Raw genomic sequence first — 24,409 nt, 5'->3', positions numbered from 1 at the left:
CGCATCCGGGTTCGGAGGCCGTCCAGGCGCATGTGGGGCGGATTTTAGGCGTTTCAACCCGGCGCGCCGACGCATTAACCCCGCCCTGCCACAAGGTCACCGCCGCGTCAGCGCAACCCAGGCTTGGGCCGCAGGCCGACGAGGAAGGTCTCGGACGAGCGGTCGCGCGAGGCCTTGGGCTTGACTGTCTTGACGACCTGGAAGGTGTCGCGAAACAGCTGCACCAGCTGGGTGTAGCCGCTGCCGTGAAAGAGCTTGACCACCAGCGCGCCCTCGGGCCTGAGGTGCTGCAAGGCAAAGTCCACCGCCAGCTCGATCAGGTGGGCGATACGCACGGCATCGACCGACTCCACGCCCGACAGGTTGGGCGCCATGTCCGAGACCACCACGTCCACCGCCCGGCCACCCAGCGCCTGCTGCAGCCGTTCGAGCACGTCCTCCTCTCGAAAGTCTCCCTGCAGGAACAGCACGCCCTCGATGGGCTCCATGGGCAGAAGATCCAGCGAAACGATGGTGCCGGCCAGCTGCCCCGTGGCCGCCCCCTGCGGCGCCAGCCGGCGGCGCACATACTGGCTCCAGGCGCCGGGGGCGCTGCCCAGGTCCACCACCACCTGGCCGGGCCGGATCAGGCCCAGCTGCTCGTCGATCTCCTTGAGCTTGTAGGCGGCGCGCGCCCGGTAGCCCTCCTTTTGCGCGAGCTTGACGTACGGGTCGTTGACGTGGTCGTTCAACCACGCCTTGTTGACCTTCTTGCTTTTGGTCTGGGCTTTCATGCCTTGAAGAATAATACGGACCCATGCCCCAGATTGAACTGACGCCCGCCGAGCGGCGCGAACACCGCGCCAACGCGCACCACCTGCAACCCGTCGTGATGGTCGGCTCCGACGGCCTGACCGCCGGCGTGAAGAAAGAGGTCGACGCCGCCCTGTCGGCCCACGGCCTGATCAAGGTGCGCGTCTTCAGCGACGACCGCGCCACGCGCGAAGCCATCTACCACGAGCTGGCTGCCGAGCTGGGCGCCGCGCCCATCCAGCACATCGGCAAGCTGCTGGTGCTGTGGCGCCCGCTGCCGCGCAAGGACAAGGCGCTGGACGAAGACCGCAAGCCCGGCCCGCGCGACGTCAAGGTGCTCAAGTACGGCCGGCCCGGCCAGCGCCCCGAGGTCAAGCAGCTGCGCGTGCTGGGCAACCAGCGCCTGACGGCCGGCGGCCAGCTCAAGCGCGCCAAGCCCAAGCAGCAGTCGGTGAAGAAGCGCCAGGGCGGCTGATGGCGCCGCCGGCGGCGCCCGCGCGCCACATCCTGTGCATGAAGTGGGGCAGCAAGTACGGCCCCGAGTACGTCAACCGGCTCTACGCCATGGTGCGCCGGCACCTGAGCGGCGACTTCACCTTCGTCTGCCTGACCGACGACGTCACCGGCATCCGGGCGGAGGTGCTGTGCCGGCCCATCCCGGCGCTGCAGCTGCCCGCGGGCATTCCCGAGCGCGGCTGGAACAAGCTGGCCACCTTCAGCGCCGACCTGCACGGGCTGCGCGGCACGGCGCTGTTTCTCGACGTGGACGTGGTGGTGGTGGGGCCGCTGGATGATTTCTTCACCCAGCCGGGTGAATTTCTCATCATCCACGACTACAAGCGGCCGTGGCGCATCACCGGCAACTCCTCGGTCTATCGCTTCGAACTGGGCGCGCACGCCGACGTGCTGGAGCACTTTCGCAGCCATGTCGAGGAGGTGCGGCGGCGCTTTCGCAACGAGCAGGCCTATCTGTCGGACTTCATGCATGCCCAGGGCCGGCTGGCCTACTGGCCGGCCGCCTGGTGCCCGAGCTTCAAGTACCACAGCATCCCGCGCTGGCCGAGCAACTACTGGCGCGCGCCCTTCATTCCGCCGGACGCGCGCGTCGTCGTCTTCCACGGCGAATGCAATCCGCCGGACGCACTGGCCGGCCGGCGCAACCGGCGTTTTCGCCACATCGAGCCCGCCACCTGGGTGGCCGAGCACTGGCGCGAGTGAGCTTCAGCGCCGCGCCGTGCGCCACAGCACGGCCAGCGCGCACAGCCACTGCAGGGCGTACATCACGCTGCCCAGACCGTGCCAGAGCCTGAGGTTCTGCCGCGCCACGATGCGCGGCGCCACGCCGAACTGGACCAGCAGCGCGAGCAGCATGCCGCCCAGTATGAAAACCGTAGCACTGCGTCCCCATGCCGTCTGGGTTTCGGCATGTTTGTCCTTAGAAAGGACCAACAGGCCAAGACCACACGCTATTGAAATAATAGCTTGCGCCTCGAACAGCCGCGCCGCCGTGTTGCCCGCCAGCGCCGGGCTGGGCAGGTGCATGAACAAGAGTGGCACGGCCACGAAGCCGATGGTGCCAAGGCTGCCCCACCACAGCGCAGCCAGCAGCACGGGCAGACGTTCGCGCATGGTGGCGCTCAGAGATAGCTGACGGTGACGATCTCGTAGCGGCGCACGCCGCCCGGGGCCTGCACCTCGGCGGTGTCGCCCTCTTCCTTGCCGATCAGCGCGCGCGCGATGGGGCTGCCCACGTTGATCAGGCCCAGCTTCAGGTCGGCCTCGTCCTCGCCGACGATCTGGTACTTGACGGGCTCGCCCGAGTCCTCATCCTCCAGCTCCACCGTGGCACCGAAGACCACGCGCCCGCCGGCGTCCAGGCTCGCGGGGTCGATGACCTGGGCCGCAGCCAGCTTGCCCTCGACCTCGGCGATGCGCCCTTCGATGAAGCCCTGGCGGTCCTTGGCAGCCTCGTACTCGGCGTTCTCGCTCAGGTCGCCCTGGGCGCGCGCCTCGGCGATGGCGTTGATCACCGCGGGCCGCTCGATGGTCTTCAGGCGGTGCAACTCGGCCTTCAGCTGCTCGGCGCCGCGCTTGGTGATGGGGATGGTGGCCATGGGTCGTTCAGTCTCCGTGGAAGCTCAAACAAAAAAGACAAAAAGCAAACCGCCGCGCGTTGCCGCGCGGCGGTCTCGTGACAGGTCAGCGCCGATTATGCCGCCTTTGCGGCGCGGCGCATCAGGCCTGCTGGTTCAGCTGCGCGTGCATCTCCTGCACCGAGATGACGCCCAGCTGGTCCATGAACTTCAGCCCCTCGACGGCGGCTTCGGCGCCGAAGATGGTGGTGAAGGTGGTGACGCGGGCGGCCAGCGAGCTGGTGCGGATGGCGCGCGAGTCGGCGATGGCGTTGCGGCGCTCTTCCACCGTGTTGATGACCATGGCGATTTCCTCGTTCTTGATCATGTCCACGATGTGCGGGCGCCCTTCGGTGACCTTGTTGACCACCTGCACCTTGACGCCAGCCTCGGCGATCGCCGCGGCCGTACCCTTGGTGGCCAGCAGCTCGAAACCCATGGCCGCCAGGTCGCGCGCGACCGGCACCACGCGCGACTTGTCGGCGTTCTTCACCGTGAGGAAGACCTTGCCCGAGCGTGGCAGGCGCGTGCCGGCGCCCAGCTGGCTCTTGACGAAAGCCTCGCCAAAGGTCTTGCCCACGCCCATGACCTCGCCCGTGGACTTCATCTCGGGGCCGAGGATGGTGTCCACGCCGGGGAACTTGACGAAGGGGAAGACGGCCTCCTTGACGCTGAAGTACGGCGGGGTGACTTCGCGCGTCACGCCCTGCTGCGCCAGCGTCTGGCCGGCCATGCAGCGCGCCGCGACCTTGGCCAGCTGGATGCCGGTGGCCTTGGACACGAACGGCACGGTGCGGCTGGCGCGCGGGTTCACCTCCAGCACGTAGATCACGTCGCGCTTGTCCGCGCCCTCGCCCACTTCCTGGATGGCGAACTGCACGTTCATCAGGCCGACCACGTTCAGGCCTTCGGCCATGGCAGCCGTCTGGCGCTTGATCTCGGCCACCGTCTCGGCCGACAGGTAGTACGGCGGCAGCGAGCAGGCCGAGTCGCCCGAGTGCACGCCCGCCTGCTCGATGTGCTCCATCACGCCGCCGATGAAGACGGCGCCGGTGTGGTCACGCACGCAGTCCACGTCGCACTCGATGGCGTTGGACAGGAAGCGGTCCAGCAGCACGGGCGAGTCGTTGGAGACCTTCACGGCCTCGCGCATGTAGCGCTCCAGGTCGCGCTGCTCGTGTACGATCTCCATGGCGCGCCCGCCCAGCACGTAGCTCGGGCGCACGACCAGCGGATAGCCGAGGGTGGCGGCCTTCTCCAGCGCCTCGGCCTCGGTGCGGGCGGTGGCATTGGGCGGCTGGCGCAGCTTGAGCTCACCCAGCAGCTTCTGGAAGCGCTCGCGGTCTTCGGCCGCGTCGATCATGTCGGGGCTGGTGCCGATGATGGGCACGCCTTCCCGCTCCAGGCCCAGCGCAAGTTTGAGCGGCGTCTGGCCGCCGTACTGCACGATCACGCCCTCGGGCTTTTCCAGGTCGACGATCTCCAGCACGTCCTCCAGCGTCAGCGGCTCGAAATACAGGCGGTCGGAGGTGTCGTAGTCGGTCGAGACCGTCTCGGGATTGCAGTTGACCATGATGGTCTCGTAGCCGTCCTCGCGCATGGCCAGCGCCGCGTGCACGCAGCAGTAGTCGAACTCGATGCCCTGGCCGATGCGGTTGGGCCCGCCGCCCAGCACCATGATCTTTTTGCGGTCCGTGGGACGCGCCTCGCACTCTTCCTCATAGGTCGAATACATGTAGGCGGTGTCGGTCGGAAACTCGGCGGCGCAGGTGTCCACGCGCTTGTAGACCGGGCGCACGCCGGCGGCGCGGCGCGCCTCGCGCACGGCCTTCTCGTTCGTCTTGAGCAGCTTGGCCAGGCGTCGGTCGGAAAAGCCCTTCCTCTTGAGTTCGAGCAGCGTGGCCTTGTCCAGGCTGGCCAGCGCCTGCTCGCCCTTGTCGGCAGTGAGCTGGTCCAGCTCCAGCTCGATCTTGACGATCTGCTCGATCTGCACCAGGAACCACCGGTCGATCTTCGTGAGGTCGTGCACCTCGTCCACGGTCAGGCCCATGGCGAAGGCGTCGCCCACGTACCAGATGCGCTCGGGGCCGGGTTCGCCCAGCTCCTTTTCCAGAAGCTCGCGGTCCTGGGTCTTCTCGTTCATGCCGTCCACACCCACTTCCAGGCCGCGCAGGGCCTTCTGGAAGGACTCCTGGAAGGTGCGGCCCATGGCCATGACCTCGCCCACGCTCTTCATCTGCGTGGTCAGGCGCGAGTCGGCCATGGGGAACTTTTCGAACGCAAAGCGCGGGATCTTGGTGACCACGTAGTCGATGGTCGGCTCGAAGCTGGCCGGCGTGGCGCCACCGGTGATCTCGTTCTTGAGCTCGTCGAGCGTGTAGCCCACGGCCAGCTTGGCGGCTATTTTTGCGATCGGGAAGCCCGTGGCCTTGGAGGCCAGCGCCGAGGAGCGCGACACGCGCGGGTTCATCTCGATCACGATCATGCGGCCGTCGGCAGGGTTGACGGCGAACTGCACGTTGGAGCCGCCCGTGTCCACGCCGATCTCGCGCAGCACCGCCAGGCTGGCGTTGCGCATGATCTGGTATTCCTTGTCGGTCAGCGTCTGCGCCGGCGCCACGGTGATGGAATCGCCCGTATGTACGCCCATGGGGTCCAGGTTCTCGATGGAGCACACGATGATGCAGTTGTCCGCCTTGTCGCGGATGACCTCCATCTCGAACTCCTTCCAGCCCAGCAGCGACTCCTCGATCAGCAGTTCGCTGGTGGGTGAAGCCTCCAGGCCGCGCTTGGCGATGGTCTCGAACTCCTCGGAGTTGTAGGCGATGCCACCACCCGTGCCGCCCAGCGTAAAGCTGGGGCGAATGACGGTGGGAAAGCCCACGCGCTTTTGCACGGCCCAGGCTTCGTCCATGCTGTGGGCAATGCCCGAACGCGCCGACTCCAGGCCGATGCGCGTCATCGCGTCCTTGAACTTCAGGCGGTCCTCGGCCTTGTCGATGGCCTCGGGCTTGGCGCCGATCAGCTCCACGCGGTACTTGTTGAGCACGCCGTGCTTCCACAGGTCCAGCGCGCAGTTCAGCGCGGTCTGGCCGCCCATGGTGGGCAGGATGGCGTCGGGGCGCTCCTTGGCGATGATCTTCTCGACAGTCTGCCAGGTGATGGGCTCGATGTAGGTGACGTCGGCCGTGGCCGGGTCGGTCATGATCGTCGCGGGGTTGCTGTTGATCAGGATGACGCGGTAGCCCTCCTCGCGCAGCGCCTTGCAGGCCTGCACGCCGGAGTAGTCGAATTCGCAGGCCTGCCCAATGATGATGGGGCCGGCGCCGATGATGAGGATGCTTTTGAGATCTGTGCGTTTTGGCATGGTGTGTGCGTGGGCGGGGGCCCGCTCAGGCGGCGGCTTTCTGCGCCTGGGCGGCGTGCATCAGCTCGGTGAAGCGGTCGAACAGGTGGGCGATGTCGTGCGGGCCGGACGAGGCCTCGGGGTGGCCCTGGAAGGAGAACGCCGGCTTGTCGGTGAACTCCAGGCCCTGCAGCGTGCCGTCGAACAGGCTCAGGTGCGTGGCGCGCAGGTGGTCCGGCATGGTGCCCAGGTCCACCGCGAAGCCGTGGTTCTGGCTGGTGATGCTGACGCGCCCGCTGTCCACGCCCTTGACCGGGTGGTTACAGCCGTGGTGGCTGTTGTCCATCTTGAAGGTGCTGGCGCCGGCGGCCAGCGCCATGATCTGGTGGCCCAGGCAGATGCCGAAGGTGGGCACGCCCGCGTCCACGATCTCGCGCACCGCGGCAATGGCGTAGTCGCAGGCGGCCGGGTCGCCCGGGCCGTTGGACAGGAAGACCCCGTCCGGCTTCATGGCCAGCACCTCGGCGGCGGGCGTGTCGGCCGGCACCACGGTGAGCTTGCAGCCGCGGCTGGCCAGCATGCGCAGGATGTTGCGCTTGACGCCGAAGTCATAGGCCACGACGTGGAACTGCGGCGCATCGAGCCTGCCGAAGCCCCGGCCCAGTTCCCACTCGGTCTCGTCCCAGGTGTAGGGCGCGCGCGTGCTGACGACGCGTGCCAGGTCCAGGCCCTGCATGGCGGGCGCGCCACGCGCGGCCGCCAGGGCCTCGTCGATGCGCTGCTGCGTCACCTCTTCGCCCTCGGCCAGGGCGACGATGGCGCCGTTCTGCGCGCCTCCGCCCTGCAGCAGGCGCGTGAGGCGGCGCGTGTCCACGTCGGCGATGGCCACGCAGCCCTGGGCCTTCAGATAGGCCGACAGGTCCTGGGTGCTGCGGAAGTTGCTCGTGGTGAGCGGCAGGTCGCGGATGACGAGGCCGGCGGCATGGACCCTGTCGGCCTCTACGTCCTCGTCGTTGACGCCATAGTTGCCGATGTGCGGATACGTGAGCGTCACGATCTGCTGGCAATAGCTGGGGTCGGTGAGGATTTCCTGGTAGCCGGTCAGCGAGGTGTTGAAGACCACCTCGCCCACCGTGGTGCCGCTGGCACCGATGGACTGGCCGATAAGGACTGTGCCGTCTGCCAGCGCCAGGATGGCGGGCGGGAAGGATCCCTTGAGAGACAAGAGCACTGGGTTCTCCGAAAAAATGCGGGTCGCCCGGTAGCCTGCAGGAGGGCGCTCGGTGAAGCGTCCTGCGGGCTGCTGCTCAGGGGGGAAATGCTTTGTTGCGGCCGGGCGACAATTTGGCGGGAAAGCCCTGCATTGTAGCGCGAGGGCTTGCGCTGCACGGGCGCGCGGGCCACGTTTTTGTTGCAGCGCGCGCCCCGGCGGAGCGTCGTCAGCGCCGGCGCGCCGAGCGCACGCCGGGCACGCCGGCGACGATGGCCAGCACCTTGTTCAGGCGCCCGGCGTCGGCGATCTCCACGGTGAAGGTCATCCAGGCCGTGCCGCGCACGGACTGCGTCTGCACGCCGACGACGTTGGTCTTCTCGCGCGCGAAGACGTCGGAGATGTCGCGCAGCAGGCCCTGGCGGTCGGTGGCCTCCACGGCCACGTCCACCGGATAGACGGCGGCCTTGCCCGGACGCACCGCGGCCTCGCCCCACTGCACTTCGATCACGCGCTCGGCGTTCCTGGCCATCATTTCGCGGAAGTTGCGGCAATCGCTGCGGTGCACGCTCACGCCCTTGCCGCGCGTGACGAAGCCGCTGATGGGGTCGGGCGGCGCAGGGCGGCAGCACTTGGCCAGCTGCGTCATGAGCGAGTCGATGCCCACCACCAGCACCGCGCCCTTGTGTCCGCCCTCGGCGGCGCGCGGCTTCTTAAGGGCCAGCTCGGGCTCGGCCGGCGCAGCCTCGGCGGGCGGGCGCAGCAGCGTCTCGATGGAGCGCAGGGAAAACTCGTCCTTGCCCACCACCTCGAACAGGGCGTCGGCCGTCTTGAAGCCCAGCTGCGCCGCCAGCTCGTCGAGCTTGACGGCGGTCTTACCCTCGCGCTGCAGCAGCTTTTCCACCGCCTCGCGGCCGCGGGCCACGGTGGCGTGCGTGGCCTGGGCGTTGAACCAGGCGCGCACCTTGGCGCGGGCGCGGCTGCTGTTCAGGTAGCCCAGCTCGGGGTTGAGCCAGTCGCGCGAGGGCCGGCCCTCCTTGACGGTGCTGATCTCCACCGTCTGGCCGTTGTGCAGCGGCGTGTTGAGCGGCACCATCACCCCGTCGACCCGCGCGCCCCGGCAGCGGTGGCCGACATTGGTGTGCACGGCATAGGCGAAATCCAGCGGCGTCGCGCCCTGGGGCAGCTCGACCACGGCCGCGCCCGGCGTCAGCACGTAGATGCGGTCTTCAAACAGGCCCCGGCCGGCGGCGCCCGACAGGTCGCGCTCCCACTCCAGCAGCTGGCGCAGCACGGCTATCTTTGCGTCGTACTCGCTGCTGGCGGACACGCCGGCGTAGCCCTTGGCGCCCGCCTCCTTGTAGGCCCAGTGCGCCGCCACGCCGCTTTCGGCGTGGTCGTGCATGGCCTGGGTGCGGATCTGGATCTCGATGGCACGCCCGGCCTCGTCGCGCACCACGGTGTGCAGCGACTGGTAGCCGTTGGGCTTGGGCCGGGCGATGTAGTCGTCGAACTCGGCCTGGATGGGCTCGAACTGGCTGTGCACCCAGCTGAGCGCCGCATAGCAGTCCTTGACGCTGGGCACGATGACGCGCAGCGCGCGGATATCGAAGACCTGGTCGAAAGGCAGCGACTTGCCGCGCATCTTCTTGACGATGCTGTAGATGTGCTTGGGCCGGCCCGACACCGTGGCGCTGATGCTGTGCGCGCGCAGTGCGGATTCGAGCCGGCTGCGCAGCTGCTGCATGTAGTGCTCGCGCTCGGTGCGCTTCTCGTCGAGCAGCCGAGCGATCTCGCGGTAGGTCTCGGGCTCGAGGAAGCGGAACGCCAGGTCTTCCAGCTCCCACTTGATCTGCCAGATGCCCAGGCGGTTGGCCAGCGGCGCGAAGACCTGCAGCGCCTCGCGCGCCAGCGCCGGCGAGACGGGCCGCTTGCTCGCGGCGTAGTAGCGCAACGTTTGCAGGCGCGACGCCAGGCGCAGCATGACCACGCGCAGGTCGCGCGAGAAGGCCAGCAGCATCTTGCGCACGTTCTCGGTCTGCGTCGCCGCGTCGTCCGTGGGATGGCCGGCGACCTGCGCGTCGCGCGCCTGGCGCTGCACCAGCATGAGCTTGGTGGTCTCCATCGCCAGCGCCGCCAGGCTGTCGCCAAAGGCCTTGGCGATCACCTCCTGGGGCCGGTTCAGGTGCGAGCAGGCCAGCACCAGGTAGGCGGCCGCCTGCATGATCTCCGAGCCACCCAGGTGGCGCAGGATGGCGCACACGCCATGGGCGTGGACCAGCGCGTTCTCGCCCGTCTCCATGGTCTCGCCGGCCAGCAGGGGTTCGGCGAAGACCCGCGCGCGCTCCAGCGCCCCGACCTGCCCGGGCGGCACCTGGGCCGTGGCGGCCAGCACCTGGGGCACGCCCTCGGGCCGCACAGCCGCGGACTGCGCCGGCAGGGCGGCGGGCGTGTTGCTCTTCATGGACGGGCGGCGTCGCCGAGGAGAAAGTCCGTGACCGCCGCGACCTGCGCACCATCCACCAGCGTGGGCGCGTGGCCCACGCCGGCGAACTCGACCAGGCGCGCACGCGGGCCGCGCTCGCCCATCTGCCGCGCCGTCTCGCGCGACAGCAGGTCCGAGTCCTGTCCGCGCAGCAGCAGCACCTCGGCGCCGATCTGGTCGTAGAGCTGCCACAGCTGGGCCGCGCCCGCCTCGGCCTGCTCGCGCGTCAGCCCGCGCAGCGGCTGGGCGATGGCCGGGTCGTAGTGCAGCATGAAGCCGCCGCCGGGGGCTGGCCGCAGCATCGGGCGCGACAGCGCCAGCCATTCCTGCTCGCTGTGCGGGCCGAAGCTCGACGAGATCTCCCACAACGCCCGCGCGCCCTGCTCCACGCTGTCGAAGCGCAGGGGCTGGCCCACGTAGCGGCCGATACGCTCGAGCGCCTGCCACTCCAGGGCCGGGCCCACGTCGTTGAGCACCATGCGCCGCACGGGCGCGGGCAGCGCCAGCAGGTCCTGCCCGGCCACGGCCATGCCGATCAGCCCGCCCATGCTGGTGCCGACCCAGTCGAGCCGCCGGATCGGCTCCTCGCCGTGCAGCTGCGCCAGCAGGGCCAGCATGTCGGCGGCATAGACGGGGACCTGGTAGAGCGCCGGGTTGGCCAGCCAGTCGCTGTGGCCGCGGCCGGCCACGTCGGGGCAGACCACGCGCGCGTGTGGCGCCAGTGCACGCGCCAGCACGTCGAAGTCGCGCCCCTGGCGCGACAGGCCGTGCACGCAGACGACGACGTGGCCGCGCGCTGCGGCATCGCCCGGCCCCCATTCCCAGTAGGCCATGCGGTGGCCGGACGCCCCCTGCTGCGCGCCGCCGGCAGCGGGCACCCCGGGGCACGGTACGTAGTTCAGCGTAGGTTCAATCATGGAATCGGCCGGGCCGGCGGCCTCGGATAATGTCTGCGTTGCATCGTAATTCATTCGGAGACCCCCTCATGCTCAACGGCAAGACCGCCCTCGTCACCGGCTCCACCAGCGGCATCGGCCTTGGCATCGCCAAGGCCCTGGCGCGCCAGGGCGCCCATATCGTGCTCAACGGCTTCGGCGACGTGGACAGCCCGCGCGCCGAGGTGCTGGCCGCAGGCCGGCATGCCGGCGTGCGCGTGAGCCACCACGGCGCCGACATGAGCCGCCCGGCCGAGATCGAGGCCCTGATGGCGCACGCGGCGGCGGAGTTCGGCCGCGTGGACATCCTGGTCAACAACGCCGGCATCCAGCACGTGGCGCCGGTGCAGGACTTCCCGCCCGAGAAGTGGGATGCCATCCTGGCCATCAACCTGACCAGCGCCTTCCACACCACGCGCCTGGCGCTGCCGGCCATGCTGGAGGCGAACTGGGGCCGCGTCATCAACGTAGCCTCGGTGCATGGCCTGGTGGCGTCAGCGCAGAAGTCGGCCTACGTGGCGGCCAAGCACGGCATCGTGGGCCTGACCAAGGTCACGGCGCTGGAGACCGCCACCACCGGCGTGACCTGCAACGCCATCTGCCCGGGCTGGGTGCTCACGCCCCTGGTGCAGAAGCAGGTGGACGCCCGGGCCGAGCAGCACGGCGTGTCCGATGAAGAAGCCCGTCGCCTGCTGCTGGGCGAGAAGGAGCCCTCCATGCAGTTCACCACGCCCGAGGAGCTGGGCGAGCTGGCGGTGTTCTTCTGCTCGCCCGCCGGCAACAACGTGCGCGGCGTGGCCTGGAACATGGACGGCGGCTGGGTCGCGCAATAACTTCGCGATAAATTTTTTTGATAGCATAACCTCCAGCACCAGCCAGGGCTGGAGGGCCAAAACACCAAAAACCCTGGCCGTTCAGCGCAGCTGCACCGAACCCGAGATGGTCACCACCACCTGGGTCTTGCCCGCCTCCACCGGCACCGGCTCGGCCTCGAGGTTGTCGGCGCGCGCGGCCATGGCCATCATGCGCGGCCGCGGGCCGGGGCCTGCCTCGTGGCTGTTGACGCTGACCTCGCGCAGGGCGTAGCCGCCAAAGCCGAACCCGCGCGCGAGCTGCGTTGCCCGTGCCTTGAAGGCCTCCACCGCCTGCGCCTGGGCTTCGGCCTCGACCCGCGTGCGCGCCTCGCGCGACAGATCGAATGCCACGCGTGAGACCGTCAGCGCCTGGATGCGCCCTGCCGCGGCGCTGATGCGCGCGAAGTCGCGGCCCTGCAGGATCAGCTCGGCGCGGCCCTGCCAGCCGCTGATCCGGCCCTCCTTGGCGTAGCGCGGCTGGATGCTGAAGGCGCCCGTGCTCACGTCCATGCGGCCGGGCTCGGCATTGCGCCGGGCCTCGGGCAGCGCGCTGTCAAGAGCCTGGCGCAGCTCGGCCTGCACCGAGGCGGCGTCCGCGCCCTCGCGCGTGGTGGCCAGGGTCATGACCAGCAGGTCCTGCTGCACCTCCACCTGGCCCGTGGCCGACAGCTGCAGCACGTTGTGCGGTGTCTCAGGCCCGGAATTTTGGGCAAAAGCGCCGATAGCCGTTGCCATGAGGGCACCTGCAGCTATGATTTTAATAGTGTTTCGCATGAATTTCCTTTCCGTTGGAAGCCGTGGCACAGCCGTTTGCGCTGTTCTCCGACAGAGAAACTAACCGGCCCGTGGCAGCTGAAACATGAATCGCCGGTAATGTCATTGCACACCGCCGAAAAACTTGTAACAGTTGGTCAGACCGTTGCGGCGGCCGCGGTTTTCCGGGGCCAAGCTGGTCAGAATCCCCCTCTGTTACAAATTTCGGCCTGGAGAAGAAAGTATGGCTTCCACAACCAACCGGACGGACAAGGTACTCGTGGTGGACGACGACGCGCGCATCCGAGACCTGCTGCGCCGCTATCTCACGCAGGAAGGCTTCGAAGTCATGGTTGCGGAAGATGGCAAGGCGCTCAACCGCATCCTGCTGCGCGAGACCGTGGACCTCATCGTGCTCGACCTGATGATGCCCGGCGAGGACGGCCTGTCCATCTGCCGGCGCCTGCGCGCCGCCAACGACCGCACACCCATCATCATGCTCACCGCCAAGGGCGAGGACGTGGACCGCATCGTCGGCCTGGAGGTCGGCGCGGACGACTATCTGGGCAAGCCCTTCAACCCGCGCGAGCTGCTGGCGCGCATCCACGCCGTGCTGCGCCGCCGCCCGCCGCAAGAGGCACCGGGCGCACCCTCGGGCGACAACGAGGTGGTCACCTTCGGCCCCTTCACCTTCGACCTGGGCACCCGTGCGCTGCAAAGGAACGGCGAGGAGCTGCCGCTGACCACCGGCGAATTCGCCATGCTCAAGGCCCTGGTGCGCCACCCGCGCCAGCCGCTGTCGCGCGAAAAGCTCGCTCTGCTGGCGCGCGGGCGCGAGTTCGAGCCCTTCGACCGCAGCCTGGACGTGCAGATCTCGCGCCTGCGCAAGCTGGTGGAGGTGGACGCCGCCCAGCCGCGCTACATCCAGACCGTCTGGGGTGTAGGCTACGTGTTCGTGCCGGACGGAGCGAACTGAGGTTCCTCAAGCGTGTCCCGCCCCGGATACGCCTCCAGCACGCCGAAGGCCGGCGTGCCTGGGGCCTGCCGCCCTCCCCTCGGGCCTTTGCCGCGATGCGCCGCGCGGCGCCTGCGATCCGACGTTCATGAGTGACCTTCCCCCAGACCCGCGCAGCGCGAGCAGCTCCCCGCGCTCCGCCGGCGCCCGGGCCCGACACCGGGCGCCTCGCGCGCGGGTCGGCCTCAATCTTTTCTGGCGCACCTTCTTCCTGCTGTCGCTGCTGCTGCTGGGCAGCATCCTGGCGTGGCTGCAGACCCTGCGCACGCTGGAGTTCGAGCCGCGCACGCTGCAGTCGGCGCAGCAGATCGCCTCGCTGGTCAACCTGAGCCGCGCGGCACTGGTGCATGCCGACGCCATCGCGCGCGTGTCGCTCCTGAAGACCATGGCCGACCAGGAAGGGGTGCGCATCCTGCCGCGCGAGCCGGCCGACCGGTTCGAGCCGCTGGCACCCTCGGCACTGGGCGCGCGCCTGACGCAGGAGCTCACCCAACGACTGGGCCCGGGCACCATCGTGGCCGGCAGCGTCAACGGCGAGCCGGGGCTGTGGATCGGCTTCACCATCAGCGGCGACAGCAACTGGCTGCGCATGGACCGCTCGCGCCTGGACAGCGCCAGCGGCGCGACCTGGCTGATCTGGCTGCTGATGGCCGCTGCCCTGTCGCTGGCCGGCGCGGCGGCGATCGCGCGGCTCATCAACCGGCCGCTCAAGCAGCTGTCGTACGCGGCCAACCGCGTGCGCGACGGCGACTTCGCGGCCAGCCAGCTCGACGAGGGCGTGGTGACCAACGAGATCCGCGAGGTCAACATCGGCTTCAACCGCATGGCGCAAAAGCTCGCCAAGCTGGAGCAGGACCGCGCCGTCATGCTGGCCGGCATCTCGCACGACCTGCGCACCCCGCTGGCGCGCCTGCGCCTGGAGACCGAGATGAGCGTGCTCGACGACGTGGCGCGCCAGCACATGGTGGCCGACATCGTGCAGCTGGACGCCACCATCGACAAGTTCCTCGACTACGCCCGCCCCGAGGCCGTGGCGCTCACGCCGGTCAACCTGCACGCCGTGGTGTCCTCGTGCGTCTATGCCGTGCAGGACCACCGCGAGCTGGCCATCACCATGCAGGTGCCCGAGGACCTCAACGCCCTGGCCGACGAGGTGGAGCTGGCGCGCGTCATCTCCAACCTGCTGGAGAACGCGCGCCGCTACGCCAAGGACCCGCAGACGGGCATCACCACGGTGGACATCACCGCGCGCGGCAACGCGCAGTGGGTGGTGCTCAGGCTGCACGACCACGGGCCGGGCGCCCCGGCCGACCAGCTGTCCAGCCTGACCAAGCCGTTCTTTCGCGGCGACGCCGCCCGCACGGCAGCCGCCGGCGCGGGCCTGGGCCTGTCCATCGTGGATAAGACCATCCAGCGCCTGGGGGGCTCGTTCACGCTGGCCAACGCGCCCGACGGCGGCCTGGTGGCCCATGTGCAGCTGCAGCGCGCCCCCGACCTGCCCGACGGCAAGGACCCCAAGCCCCGCCTGCGCCGCCCCATGATCAAGCGCCACCTGCCGCAGCGGCCGGCGCGCAGCCCGCGTTCGCAGTGATCGCCGTGCGCACCAGGCGCGGCCTCAGCCGCGCAGCAGCAGCACCACGGCCCGCGCCTCCATGGCCAGGCCCTGCCCCACGGAGCCCAGGCGCTCGGCGGTCTTGGCCTTGACGTTGACCTGACCGGGTGCCAGCGCCAGGGCCGCGGCGATGCGCTCGCGCATGGCCGCGATGTGCGGTGCCAGCCGCGGTGCCTGGGCGATGACGGTGCTGTCGAGGTTGGCCACGCGCCAGCCCCCGGCCGCCACACGCCGCCCGGCCTCGGCCAGCAGCACGCCGGAGTCGGCGCCGCGAAAGCGCTCGTCCGTGTCGGGAAAGTGGGTGCCGATGTCGCCCAGCCCGGCCGCGCCCAGCAGCGCGTCGGTGATGGCGTGCAGCAGCACGTCGGCGTCCGAATGGCCCAGCAGGCCCATGCGGTGCGCGATCTCGACGCCGCCGATCACCAGCGGCCGTCCCGGCACCAGGGCGTGCACGTCCCAGCCCTCGCCAATCCTCAGTTCCATGTCTTTCCTTGTGTTCGGGTGCGGGTCAGCGCAGCGGCCGCGCGAAGAACACGGCCGTGTCCGCACCGCTGGCCGCCTCCCCCAGCGCGCCGCCGAAACGCTCGACCGTGGCGCCGTGCAGGCGCTGCGCCAGCACAGCCTCGGCCAGGGCGAAGTCCTCCGGCCAGGTGACCTTGAAGTTCTGCGCCCCGCCCTCGACCAGACGCGGGCGCAGGCCCGCGGCCTCCATGGCGCTGGCCTCGTCGGTGGCGCTGCTGCCCGCCTGCTCCAGCGCCTGGCGCAGCGCCCCCAGGCGGAACATCTGCGGCGTCTGCGCCAGCCACTTGTCGCTGCGGTCCACGGTGGCGAGCACGCGCACGCCGCCGGGGCCGTCGCTGGCGGTCTTGAGGGTGTCGGCCAGCTTGTGCGCCAGCAGCCCGCCCACGCTGTCGTGCAGGCAGACGTCGATCAGCCGGTCGATCAGCGCCGTCGTCACCAGGCAGCGCGCGGCGTCGTGCACCAGCACCCAGTCGGCGTCCTGCGCGCCGCGCTGCGCCAGCGTGCACAGGCCGCCCAGGACCGTGTCGGCCCGGGTCGCGCCCCCGCAGGGCACGGCAAAGCTGCCAGGGTGCAGGGGCGGGTGGCGCTCGAAGAAATCATCGCCCGGCGCCACCGCCACCAGCGTGCCGGCCAGGCGCGCCACGCCGGCAAAAGCCGCCAGAGTGTGCCGCACCAGCGGCTGGCCAGCCACCGGCTGGTATTGCTTGGCCGCCGCCGCGCCCGCCCCGGGGGCCAGGGCCCGCGTGCCGCTGCCGGCGCAGGGAATCAGCGCCCACAGCCGCGCCCCGGGCGACAAGGCGGGGCGGGCATCGGGCTGACCCGGCAGGGCGCCAAAAGCGGACGATTCGGTCATGGGTGGCATTCTAGAATCGCCCTCCGCCGTCCATACGCTGCCCACCCCGGGCCCAGCCTGCTTCAGACGTCCGGCGGCGCTCTCTGCATGGATCTGCCCAAACTCTCTCCCGGAAAACGTCACGCCCTGCCCCGCCCCGTGGGCAGCGGCGACGCCCTGCTGCTGGCCCGCCTGGGCGAGCGTGAAAAAACCGCCGGCCGCCTGAGCGCCATCATCACCGCCGATGCCACCGACGCCCGGCGCCTGATCGATGAGCTGGCCTTCTTCGCACCCGACCTGCGCTGCGCGCTGTTCCCGGACTGGGAGACGCTGCCCTACGACAGCTTCTCGCCGCACCAGGACCTGATCAGCGAGCGCCTGGCCACGCTGTGGCGCATCTCGCAGGGCGAAGCCGATGTGGTGCTGGTGCCCGCGACCACGGCGCTGTACCGCCTGGCGCCGCAGTCGTTCCTGGCGGCCTACACCTTCCACTTCAAGACTGGGCAGAAGCTCGACGAGGCCCGGCTGCGCGCGCAGCTGACGCTGGCGGGCTACCAGCACGTGTCGCAGGTGGTCAGCCATGGCGAATACGCCGTGCGTGGCGGCCTGATCGACCTGTTTCCCATGGGTGCGGACGAGCCCTATCGGGTGGACCTGTTCGACGACGAGATCGACTCCATCCGCACCTTCGACCCGGACACGCAGCGCAGCCTGCACCCGGTGCAGGAAATCCGCCTGCTGCCCGGGCGCGAATTCCCGATGGACGACGCGGCACGCTCGCGCTTTCGCCAGCACTGGCGCGAGCTGCTGGAGGGCGACCCGACCAAAAGCCGCGTCTACAAGGACATGGGCGCGGGCATCGCCACCGCCGGCATCGAGTACTACCTGCCGCTGTTCTTCGAGCACACGGCCACCGTGTTCGACTACCTCGGCAGCGGCGCCACGCTGGTGCTGCACGGCGACCTGGAGGAGGCCTTCCAGCGCTTCTGGCAGGACACGCGCGAGCGCTACCGGCTGATCCAGGGCGACCCGGAGCACCCGGCGCTGCCACCGGAGGCGCTGTTTCTCACCGCCGAGCAGTTCTACGTGCAGGCCAGGCCGCACGCGCAGCTGGCCCTGCGCCCGGATGTGCCCGACGTGGAGGATAGCGCCTGGTTCCGGCCCCTGCCGCCGCTGGCCGTGGTGCGCGGGGCCGAGGACCCGCTGGCGCGGCTGCAGGCGCACATCGTCATGGACGGTCAGCGCATCCTGCTGCTGGCCGAGAGCGCCGGGCGGCGCGAGAGCCTGCTGGACTTCCTGCGCGCCTCGGGCCTGAACCCGCCGGCGTTCGACGGCCTGGCCGAGTTCCAGGCCGCGCCTGACGAGCGCGTGGGCATCGCCACCGGGGCGCTGGCCCAGGGCTTTGCCTGGGTGGGCGGCGGCATCGACTTCGTCACCGAGACCGAGCTGTTCGCTGCCACCGGCACCACGCGCCGGCGCAGAAAGCAGGAGCAGGCCAGCGACCTGGAGGCGCTGATCAAGGACCTGTCGGAGCTGAAGGTGGGCGACCCCGTGGTGCACACCCAGCACGGCATCGGCCGCTATCTGGGCCTGGTCAACATGGACGTGGGCCAGAAGAACCCCGACGGCACGCCGGCCCTGCAGGAATTTTTGCACCTGGAATACGCCGACAAGGCCGCGCTGTACGTGCCGGTGAGCCAGCTGCAGCTGATCGGCCGCTACACCGGCGTCTCCAGCGACGAGGCGCCGCTGCACAAGCTGGGCGGCAGCCAGTGGGAAAAGGCCCGGCGCAAGGCGGCCGAGCAGGTGCGCGACACCGCCGCCGAGCTGCTCAACATCTACGCCCGCCGCGCCGCGCGCCAGGGCCATGCCTTCCGCTTTCCGGCGCAGGACTACGAAGAGTTCGTGAGCGACTTCGGCTTCGAGGAAACGGCCGACCAGAGGGCCGCCATCACCGCCGTGGTGCAGGACATGATCAGCCCGCAGCCCATGGACCGGCTGGTCTGCGGCGACGTGGGTTTTGGCAAGACGGAAGTGGCACTGCGTGCCTGCTTCGTCGCCGTGGCGGGTGGCAGGCAGGTGGCCTTCCTCGCGCCGACGACGCTCTTGGCCGAGCAGCACTACCGCACGCTGGTGGACCGCTTCTCCAAGTGGCCGGTCAAGATCGCCGAGGTCTCGCGCTTTCGCTCGGGCAAGGAGATCACCGCGGCCGTCAAGGGCATTGCCGACGGCACGGTGGACATCGTCGTGGGCACGCACAAGCTGCTGTCCCAGTCCACGCAGTTCAAGAACCTGGGCCTGCTCATCATCGACGAGGAGCATCGCTTCGGCGTGCGCCACAAGGAGGCCATGAAGGCGCTGCGCGCCGAGGTGGACGTGCTGACGCTCACCGCCACGCCGATTCCGCGCACCATGGGCATGGCGCTGGAGGGGCTGCGCGACCTGAGCGTGATCGCCACCGCCCCGCAGCGGCGCCTGGCCATCAAGACCTTCGTGCGCAGCGAGAACAACGGCGTGATCCGCGAAGCCGTGCTGCGCGAATTGAAGCGCGGCGGCCAGTGCTACTTCCTGCACAACGAGGTCGAGACCATCGAGAACCGCCGCCAGGCGCTGGAGAAGATCCTGCCCGAGGCGCGCATCGCCATCGCCCACGGCCAGATGCCCGAGCGCGAGCTGGAACGCGTGATGCGCGACTTCGTGGCGCAGCGCTTCAATGTGCTCTTGTGCTCGACCATCATCGAGACCGGCATCGACGTGCCCTCGGCCAACACCATCGTGATTGCCCGCGCCGACAAGTTCGGCCTGGCGCAGCTGCACCAGTTGCGCGGGCGCGTCGGGCGCAGCCACCACCAGGCGTACGCCTACCTGCTGGTGCCCGACCTGGAGAGCCTGACCAAGCAGGCCGCGCAGCGCCTGGAGGCGATCCAGCAGATGGAGGAACTGGGCAGCGGCTTCTACCTGGCCATGCACGATCTGGAGATCCGCGGCGCCGGCGAGGTGCTGGGCGAGAACCAGAGCGGCAACATGCTGGAGGTGGGCTTCCAGCTCTACAACGAGATGCTGTCCGAGGCCGTGCGCAGCCTGAAGGCCGGCAAGGAGCCCGACCTGCTGTCGCCCATGCAGGCCGCCACCGACATCAACCTGCACGCGCCGGCCCTGCTGCCCGAGGACTATTGCGGCGACGTGCACCTGCGCCTGTCGTTCTACAAGAAGCTCGCCACCGCCAGAACCGGCGAGCAGATCGACGCGCTGCTGGAGGAGCTCGTGGACCGCTTCGGCAAGCTGCCGCCGCAGGCGCAGACACTGGTCGACGTGCACCGCCTGCGCGTCTTGAGTCAGGCCTACGGCGTGGCCAAGGTCGATGCCGCGCCGGGCGTCATTACCATCACCTTCAAGCCCCAGCCGCCGGTGGACCCGATGGCCATCATCCACCTGATCCAGAAGAACAAGCACATCAAGCTGGCCGGCAACGAGAAACTGCGCATCGAGCGCGAACTGTCCGAGGCGCGCGACCGTGCGCAGATGGTGCGCGACGTGCTGCGCAGCCTGGGCCGGCCGCTGACCGAAGAGGCCGTCGCTTGATGCATGGCAGGCGCGGGGCCCGGGGCGGCGTGACAATAGACCCCGCCCCTGCCCGCCCCGTATCACCATGAAAATCGCCCCAAACCCGCGCCACGCCTGGATAGTGCGCAGCATTTTTTGTAGCAAACCGCGTCATGGAGCTTGAAATCGCCCTCGCCCTGGCGGCGCTGGTCTTCGCGCTGGTGGCGCGGCCCTGGCGCATGCTGGCCAGCCGCCGCCCGCTGGTGCACGAAAAGCACGGCGCCCCGGCCGCGCTGTGGACGCCGCTGCTGGCCACGCTGGCCATCCTGCCCTGGGCCTGGGCGCTGCCCACCCTGCACCACATGCCGCTGCAGCTGCAGTGGTCGGGCGCTTGCCTGGTGCTTTTGATGCTGGGCTGGCCGCTGGCCGTACCCACGCTGCTGGCGGTGGGGGCGCTGGCCTGCCTGTTCTCACCCGGCCTGCCGTGGCCCGAGGCCCTGGGCCTGGCGGTCTGGTCGGGCGTGGTGCCGGCCACGCTGGCCATGCTGCTCGGGGTGCTGGTGCGCCGCCTGATGGGCGAGCGCAGCTTCGGCGGCGCGCGCGTGTTCATCTACGTGCTGGGGCGGGGCTTTCTCGGCACGGCGCTGTGCATGTTCATCGCCGGCACCCTGGCGCAGTGGACGGGCCACGTGTTGCCCAGCGTGGGCGAGGGCCTGTCGCTGGTGGCCCGCTGGCTCATGGCCTGGGGCGACGCCTTCGTCACCGGCATGCTCAGCGCCGTGTTCGTCGCCTTCAAGCCGCAGTGGCTGGCGACCTGGTCGGACGAGATCTACCTGCGCAAGCGGTGAGGCTGCTCCAGCTGCGCGGCAACGCCGAGCGGTTGTGGAAGATCGACTCGTGTCGCCTTGGCGTGCCAGATAATCGCCGCCCATGACATCCGCCTCCACCGAATTCGCCCCCGGCCTCGTCATCCAGGGCATTACGCCGCCGCTGAAACTGGCCGACTTCCGGCTCATCGCTTTCGATATGGACTCGACCCTGATCACCATCGAGTGCATCGACGAGATCGCCGACGCCGCCGGCAAGAAGGCCGAAGTGGCCGCCATTACCGAGGCGGCGATGCAGGGCGTCATCACCGACTTCAAGGAGAGCCTGCGCCAGCGCGTGGCCCTGCTCCGGGGCGTGCCGGTGGCGCACCTGGAGCGCGTGTACACCGAGCGCCTGCGCCTGTCGCCCGGCGCGCGCGAGCTGATCGACGCGGCCCGGGCAGCCGGCCTGGCGACGCTGCTGGTCTCGGGTGGCTTCACCTTCTTTGCCGACCGCGTCAAGGCGCAGCTGGGCATCGATTTCTCCCGCGCCAACGTGCTGCAGGCCGAGGATGGGCGGCTCACCGGCCGCCTGGTGGACCAGCCTTGGGGCGACATCTGCGACGGCGCCGAGAAGCGGCGCACGCTGCTGGAGGTGGCCTCGCTCATGGGCATCGACCCGCGCCAGGCCATCGCCGTGGGCGACGGCGCCAACGACCTGCCCATGATGGGCGCGGCCGGCCTGTCGGTGGCCTACCACGCCAAGCCGGCCGTGCGCGCCCAGGCCCAGGTGGCCATCAACAGCGGCGGGCTGGACCGGCTGCTGCAAGTGCTGCGCTGACGCGCCAGCGGCCTCTCTCCCCGATCCCCTTTTAATAGCATCACGCCCTTGCATGGCAAGGGCTGGGGACGTTTTTCGCTTCTATATCAGCGCATGAGAAGTCGAATCCATATATGGATATGAAAATAAAAACGTCTGGCGGGCGCCGGGCCGCGCTTACACTCGCGCCCTGGCAATTGCCCCCTTGTCCTGGCGGGCGTTGTCTGCTAGTCAACCCCAAGAAAAGGAACCACTACCCATGCTGAAGAAGACCCTCACGGCCATCGCCCTCGCTGCCGCCGCCCTGGGCGCCCACGCGGCCGACGCCGTGTTGAAGGTGGCCGCCACTGCCGTGCCGCACGCCGAGATCCTGAACTTCGTCAAGCCCCAGCTCAAGGCCCAGGGCGTGGATCTGCAGGTGCGCGAGTTCAGCGACTACGTGCAGCCCAACGCCGCCGTGCAGGACAAGCAGCTCGATGCCAACTTCTTCCAGCACCAGCCCTACCTGGACAGCTACAACCGCGACCGCAAGAGCGACCTGATCATGGTGCCGGGCGGCAAGGTGCACGTGGAGCCCTTCGGCGCCTATTCCAGGAAGATCAAGAACGTGAAGGACCTGAAGGACGGCGCCACCATCGCCATCCCGAACGACCCGTCCAACGGCGGCCGCGCCCTGCTGCTGCTGGCCAAGCAGGGTCTGATCGAGCTCAAGGACCCCAAGAGCCTCACGCCCACGCCGCTGGACGTGGCCAAGAATCCGAAGAAACTCAAGTTCAAGGAGCTGGAGGCGCCCCTGCTGCCCCGCGCCCTGGCGGACGTGGACCTGGCGCTGATCAACACCAACTACGCCATCGAGGCCAAGCTCAACCCCACTCAGGACGCGCTGTTCATCGAAGGCGCGGACTCGCCCTACACCAACATCGTCGCCGCGCGCGCCGACCGCGCCAGTGACCCGGCGATCGCCAAGCTGGTGAACGCGTTGCACACGCCCGAGACGAAAAAGTTCATCCAGGACAAGTACAAGGGCGCGGTCGTTCCGGCGTTCTGACGCCGGCCGGGCGCAGGCCCGCAACCGTCGTCCAGTCCAGGCGCCACCCACGGGTGGCGCTTTGTTTTTGCCCGTCTCGCGCCCTTCAGCCCTCAAAGCGCGTCAACCCATGTCGATTTCCGCGGCTTGCCATATCCAGGGCGAGCGCTGCAGGCAACAATCGGAGGGCTTGCCGACACGATGCCCCGGGTTCCTTATCCGATGACTGCCCTGCCTTCCCCGACCACCGCTTCCCGCGCCTCGCCGGCCCCCGACCTGCGCGCCCAAGCCCTGCTGGGCGACCGCATCATGCTGGCCGCCATCGTGCTCAGCAGCATCGCGGCGGTGGCGCTGGGCGCGGGCTTCGTCGAATCCGGCCTGGCGTGGACGGCCTCCGCCGTGCTGCTGGCGCTGGCGCTGGGCGTGCATGCCGCAGCGCGCGGCACGCTGGCGTCGCGCCTGGTCCTGGCCTTCGTGCAGATGAGCTTCGTGGCGCTGCACATCCAGCTGGCCCAGGGCCGGGTGGAATACCACTTCGGCGTGTTCGTCACGCTGGCCCTGCTGCTGGTCTATCTGGACTGGCGCCCCATCGTCTTCGCCGCCGTGGTCATCGCCCTGCACCACGTGCTCTTCGACCGGCTGCAGGCGGCGGGCTTCGGCCTGTACTGCCTGAGCCGGCCGGATTTCTCCATCATCCTGCTGCACGCCGCGTACGTCGTGATCCAGACCGCGCTGGAGGTGGTGCTGGCCGTGTCCACGCGCCGCGTGGTGCGCGAGGGCCTGGAGCTCGAGCAGCTGGTGGCCGCGGTAAACCGCAAGCATGGCGTGGCCCTGGCCGCCGCCCAGCAGGTGCTCGTGCGGTCGCCGCGCGCGCAGCTGCTGCAGTCCCTGCTGGCGCGCATGGCCGGGGCCGTGGCCGCGGTGCGCGGCTCGGCCGGCCAGATGGAGCTGGCCTGCAGCGAGATCGCCGCCGGCAACCAGGACCTGTCGGCGCGCACCGAACGCCAGTCCAGCGCGCTGCAGCAGACCACCACCGCCATGGAACAGCTCGACGCCCGGGTGCAGCAGAACGCCGACAACGCCCTGCAGGCCGACCGCGTGGCGCAGCAGGCCAGCGCGGTGGCAGCGCAGGGCGGCACAGTCGTGGCCGAGGTGGTGCAGACCATGCGCGGCATCCACGACAGCGCGCAGCAGATCCACGACATCATCTCGGTCATCGACTCGATCGCCTTCCAGACCAACATCCTGGCGCTGAACGCGGCCGTGGAGGCGGCGCGCGCGGGCGAGGCGGGGCTTTGCCGTGGTGGCCTCCGAGGTGCGTTCGCTGGCCGGACGCTCGGCCGAAGCGGCACGCGAGATCAAGCGGCTCATCACCGACAGCGTCGAGCGGGTCGAGCGCGGCAACGCGCTGGTCGACCAGGCCGGCAGCACCATGGAAGAAGTGGTGGACAGCATCCGGCGCGTGAGCGCGCTGGTGGCCGAGATCAGTGCCGCCAGCCGCGAGCAGAGCCAGGGCGTGGCGCATGTGGGCAGCGCCGTGGTGCAGATCGACCAGGGCACGCAGCAAAACGCGGCGCTGGTCGAGCAGATGGCCGCCGCCGCCACCAGCCTGCGCAACCAGGCGGCGGACCTGGTGCAGGCCGTCAGCGTCTTCCAGGAGGGTGCAGCCGCCGGGCCGGCGTCGCCCGCGGCCCGGCTGGCGCACGCCGCGTAAGCCGGCGCTCG

General features: G+C 69.5%; 19 protein-coding genes and 1 pseudogene. 10 read left to right on the top strand and 10 right to left on the bottom strand.

The features are described from left to right. Positions 1-107: 107 nt before the first annotated feature. Complete coding sequence (locus RT051_RS01275; RefSeq protein WP_313070185.1) at positions 108-773, bottom strand: RlmE family RNA methyltransferase; 666 nt, start codon at positions 771-773, stop codon at positions 108-110. Between the two features lie 23 nt (positions 774-796). Here RT051_RS01275 and RT051_RS01270 point away from each other — a divergent pair, with 23 nt between their 5' ends. Together RT051_RS01270 and RT051_RS01265 are read left to right on the top strand one after the other, a co-directional pair. Beyond that, positions 797-1,267, top strand: coding sequence for a YhbY family RNA-binding protein (locus tag RT051_RS01270; protein WP_313070183.1), 471 nt, complete (start codon positions 797-799; stop codon positions 1,265-1,267). After that, a complete protein-coding gene (locus RT051_RS01265; RefSeq protein WP_313070180.1) occupies positions 1,267-2,010 on the top strand; it encodes a glycosyltransferase in 744 nt (247 codons plus the stop codon). The genes RT051_RS01270 and RT051_RS01265 overlap by 1 nt, the downstream gene beginning before the upstream one ends. 3 nt (positions 2,011-2,013) lie before the next feature. Here RT051_RS01265 and RT051_RS01260 read toward each other — a convergent pair whose 3' ends face one another. The 6 genes from RT051_RS01260 to RT051_RS01235 all read right to left on the bottom strand — a co-directional run bounded on the left by RT051_RS01260 (position 2,014) and on the right by RT051_RS01235 (position 10,882). Further along, positions 2,014-2,421 (bottom strand): DUF4149 domain-containing protein, encoded by a 408-nt coding sequence (locus tag RT051_RS01260; RefSeq protein WP_313070178.1) that lies wholly within the window; start codon positions 2,419-2,421, stop codon positions 2,014-2,016. Between the two features lie 8 nt (positions 2,422-2,429). Continuing rightward, entirely contained in the window at positions 2,430-2,906 is a 477-nt protein-coding gene (gene greA / locus RT051_RS01255) for a transcription elongation factor GreA (protein WP_313070176.1), read from the bottom strand. Between the two features lie 121 nt (positions 2,907-3,027). Continuing rightward, positions 3,028-6,291 carry a carbamoyl-phosphate synthase large subunit gene (gene carB / locus RT051_RS01250; RefSeq protein ID WP_313070175.1) on the bottom strand — a complete coding sequence of 1,088 codons (3,264 nt, stop codon included), beginning with the start codon at positions 6,289-6,291 and terminating at the stop codon, positions 3,028-3,030. A gap of 25 nt (positions 6,292-6,316) precedes the next feature. Further along, on the bottom strand, positions 6,317-7,501 hold the full coding sequence (gene carA, locus RT051_RS01245) for a glutamine-hydrolyzing carbamoyl-phosphate synthase small subunit (RefSeq protein WP_313070174.1): 1,185 nt from the start codon (positions 7,499-7,501) through the stop codon (positions 6,317-6,319). A 208-nt stretch (positions 7,502-7,709) separates the two neighbouring features. Further along, positions 7,710-9,944: a bifunctional (p)ppGpp synthetase/guanosine-3',5'-bis(diphosphate) 3'-pyrophosphohydrolase gene (locus RT051_RS01240; RefSeq protein WP_313070173.1), complete on the bottom strand. Its 2,235-nt coding sequence runs from the start codon at positions 9,942-9,944 to the stop codon at positions 7,710-7,712. Next, the gene (locus tag RT051_RS01235) at positions 9,941-10,882 is read right to left on the bottom strand and encodes an alpha/beta hydrolase (protein ID WP_313070303.1); all 942 of its coding nucleotides are present in this window, start codon (positions 10,880-10,882) and stop codon (positions 9,941-9,943) included. Before RT051_RS01235 ends, RT051_RS01240 begins: the two co-directional genes overlap by 4 nt. Before the next feature lie 68 nt (positions 10,883-10,950). On the opposite strand from RT051_RS01235, the gene RT051_RS01230 reads away from it, so the two are divergent. Continuing rightward, positions 10,951-11,733: a 3-hydroxybutyrate dehydrogenase gene (locus RT051_RS01230; protein WP_313070172.1), complete on the top strand. Its 783-nt coding sequence runs from the start codon at positions 10,951-10,953 to the stop codon at positions 11,731-11,733. A gap of 81 nt (positions 11,734-11,814) precedes the next feature. Here RT051_RS01230 and RT051_RS01225 read toward each other — a convergent pair whose 3' ends face one another. Continuing rightward, positions 11,815-12,528, bottom strand: a complete 714-nt coding sequence (locus tag RT051_RS01225; RefSeq protein WP_313070171.1) for an SIMPL domain-containing protein — start codon at positions 12,526-12,528, stop codon at positions 11,815-11,817. A 223-nt stretch (positions 12,529-12,751) separates the two neighbouring features. Here RT051_RS01225 and ompR point away from each other — a divergent pair, with 223 nt between their 5' ends. Then, complete coding sequence (gene ompR, locus RT051_RS01220) at positions 12,752-13,483, top strand: two-component system response regulator OmpR (RefSeq protein ID WP_313070170.1); 732 nt, start codon at positions 12,752-12,754, stop codon at positions 13,481-13,483. A 127-nt stretch (positions 13,484-13,610) separates the two neighbouring features. Continuing rightward, positions 13,611-15,113, top strand: coding sequence for a sensor histidine kinase (locus RT051_RS01215; RefSeq protein ID WP_313070169.1), 1,503 nt, complete (start codon positions 13,611-13,613; stop codon positions 15,111-15,113). A 24-nt stretch (positions 15,114-15,137) separates the two neighbouring features. Here the strand turns inward: RT051_RS01215 and ispF are convergent, their stop codons facing one another. Together ispF and ispD are read right to left on the bottom strand one after the other, a co-directional pair. After that, complete coding sequence (ispF, locus tag RT051_RS01210) at positions 15,138-15,617, bottom strand: 2-C-methyl-D-erythritol 2,4-cyclodiphosphate synthase (protein WP_313070166.1); 480 nt, start codon at positions 15,615-15,617, stop codon at positions 15,138-15,140. Positions 15,618-15,642: 25 nt separating this feature from the next. Then, entirely contained in the window at positions 15,643-16,509 is an 867-nt protein-coding gene (gene ispD, locus RT051_RS01205) for a 2-C-methyl-D-erythritol 4-phosphate cytidylyltransferase (RefSeq protein ID WP_313070164.1), read from the bottom strand. Between the two features lie 87 nt (positions 16,510-16,596). Here ispD and mfd point away from each other — a divergent pair, with 87 nt between their 5' ends. From mfd to RT051_RS01180, 5 genes and pseudogenes are all read left to right on the top strand, one after another. Next, positions 16,597-20,070, top strand: coding sequence for a transcription-repair coupling factor (gene mfd / locus RT051_RS01200; protein ID WP_313070162.1), 3,474 nt, complete (start codon positions 16,597-16,599; stop codon positions 20,068-20,070). Positions 20,071-20,204: 134 nt separating this feature from the next. Then, positions 20,205-20,879 carry a hypothetical protein gene (locus RT051_RS01195; protein ID WP_313070159.1) on the top strand — a complete coding sequence of 225 codons (675 nt, stop codon included), beginning with the start codon at positions 20,205-20,207 and terminating at the stop codon, positions 20,877-20,879. 82 nt (positions 20,880-20,961) lie between these two features. Further along, positions 20,962-21,678: a phosphoserine phosphatase SerB gene (serB, locus tag RT051_RS01190; protein ID WP_313070157.1), complete on the top strand. Its 717-nt coding sequence runs from the start codon at positions 20,962-20,964 to the stop codon at positions 21,676-21,678. Positions 21,679-21,916: 238 nt separating this feature from the next. Then, entirely contained in the window at positions 21,917-22,705 is a 789-nt protein-coding gene (locus RT051_RS01185; RefSeq protein ID WP_313070154.1) for a MetQ/NlpA family ABC transporter substrate-binding protein, read from the top strand. Between the two features lie 852 nt (positions 22,706-23,557). Then, positions 23,558-24,398 (top strand): annotated as a pseudogene (locus tag RT051_RS01180) (methyl-accepting chemotaxis protein); the annotation flags it as partial. Between the last annotated feature and the right edge of the window lie 11 nt (positions 24,399-24,409).

The sequence above is a fragment of the Melaminivora sp. genome, from assembly GCF_032059615.1.
Lineage (GTDB): Bacteria > Pseudomonadota > Gammaproteobacteria > Burkholderiales > Burkholderiaceae_C > Melaminivora.
The sequence above is the reverse complement of the archived record's forward strand: the minus strand, read 5'-3'. Positions and strand labels throughout refer to the sequence as shown.

What these genes read in the sequence shown, in the direction of transcription:
- RT051_RS01270 (WP_313070183.1), top strand. Translation starts at nt 797, where the DNA reads ATGCCCCAGATTGAACTGACGCCCGCCGAGCGGCGCGAACACCGCGCC.
- RT051_RS01240 (WP_313070173.1), bottom strand. Translation starts at nt 9,944, where the DNA reads ATGAAGAGCAACACGCCCGCCGCCCTGCCGGCGCAGTCCGCGGCTGTG.
- carB (WP_313070175.1), bottom strand. Translation starts at nt 6,291, where the DNA reads ATGCCAAAACGCACAGATCTCAAAAGCATCCTCATCATCGGCGCCGGC.
- ispF (WP_313070166.1), bottom strand. Translation starts at nt 15,617, where the DNA reads ATGGAACTGAGGATTGGCGAGGGCTGGGACGTGCACGCCCTGGTGCCG.
- RT051_RS01275 (WP_313070185.1), bottom strand. Translation starts at nt 773, where the DNA reads ATGAAAGCCCAGACCAAAAGCAAGAAGGTCAACAAGGCGTGGTTGAAC.
- RT051_RS01235 (WP_313070303.1), bottom strand. Translation starts at nt 10,882, where the DNA reads ATGATTGAACCTACGCTGAACTACGTACCGTGCCCCGGGGTGCCCGCT.
- greA (WP_313070176.1), bottom strand. Translation starts at nt 2,906, where the DNA reads ATGGCCACCATCCCCATCACCAAGCGCGGCGCCGAGCAGCTGAAGGCC.
- RT051_RS01185 (WP_313070154.1), top strand. Translation starts at nt 21,917, where the DNA reads ATGCTGAAGAAGACCCTCACGGCCATCGCCCTCGCTGCCGCCGCCCTG.
- RT051_RS01265 (WP_313070180.1), top strand. Translation starts at nt 1,267, where the DNA reads ATGGCGCCGCCGGCGGCGCCCGCGCGCCACATCCTGTGCATGAAGTGG.
- ispD (WP_313070164.1), bottom strand. Translation starts at nt 16,509, where the DNA reads ATGACCGAATCGTCCGCTTTTGGCGCCCTGCCGGGTCAGCCCGATGCC.
- RT051_RS01260 (WP_313070178.1), bottom strand. Translation starts at nt 2,421, where the DNA reads ATGCGCGAACGTCTGCCCGTGCTGCTGGCTGCGCTGTGGTGGGGCAGC.
- RT051_RS01225 (WP_313070171.1), bottom strand. Translation starts at nt 12,528, where the DNA reads ATGCGAAACACTATTAAAATCATAGCTGCAGGTGCCCTCATGGCAACG.
- mfd (WP_313070162.1), top strand. Translation starts at nt 16,597, where the DNA reads ATGGATCTGCCCAAACTCTCTCCCGGAAAACGTCACGCCCTGCCCCGC.
- RT051_RS01195 (WP_313070159.1), top strand. Translation starts at nt 20,205, where the DNA reads ATGGAGCTTGAAATCGCCCTCGCCCTGGCGGCGCTGGTCTTCGCGCTG.
- serB (WP_313070157.1), top strand. Translation starts at nt 20,962, where the DNA reads ATGACATCCGCCTCCACCGAATTCGCCCCCGGCCTCGTCATCCAGGGC.
- RT051_RS01215 (WP_313070169.1), top strand. Translation starts at nt 13,611, where the DNA reads ATGAGTGACCTTCCCCCAGACCCGCGCAGCGCGAGCAGCTCCCCGCGC.
- RT051_RS01230 (WP_313070172.1), top strand. Translation starts at nt 10,951, where the DNA reads ATGCTCAACGGCAAGACCGCCCTCGTCACCGGCTCCACCAGCGGCATC.
- ompR (WP_313070170.1), top strand. Translation starts at nt 12,752, where the DNA reads ATGGCTTCCACAACCAACCGGACGGACAAGGTACTCGTGGTGGACGAC.